Annotated in this window: 1 protein-coding gene; it reads left to right on the forward strand. The window is 69.3% G+C overall.

Going from position 1 to position 264, the window contains the following annotated elements:
- On the forward strand, positions 1–264 hold a 264-nt coding region (locus G5A07_RS21365), incomplete at both ends, for an LLM class flavin-dependent oxidoreductase (protein WP_191863993.1).

The raw sequence follows: 264 nt of genomic DNA on the forward strand, positions 1-264 counted from the left end.
GTTGGGGGAGGCCGTGGACGCCGGTTTCGTCCGGCGTTTCGCCCAGGCCCATGAGGACGCCGGCTTCGACCGGGTGCTGGTGGGGTATTTCAGCAATGCCGCCGAGGGCGCGGTGGTCAGTTCCTTCGTCGCCGCTGCCACCCGGCGCCTTGGCGTTCTCCTGGCCTATCGCCCGGGGGTGATTGCAGCGCCGCTGGCGGCACGCCAACTGGCTACCCTGGATCAGTTCAGCGAGGGCCGCCTGGCCCTGAACGTAGTCAGTGG

It is taken from the genome of Stenotrophomonas sp. AS012628 (assembly GCF_010608305.1).
In the GTDB taxonomy this organism is placed as follows: domain Bacteria; phylum Pseudomonadota; class Gammaproteobacteria; order Xanthomonadales; family Xanthomonadaceae; genus Stenotrophomonas; species Stenotrophomonas geniculata.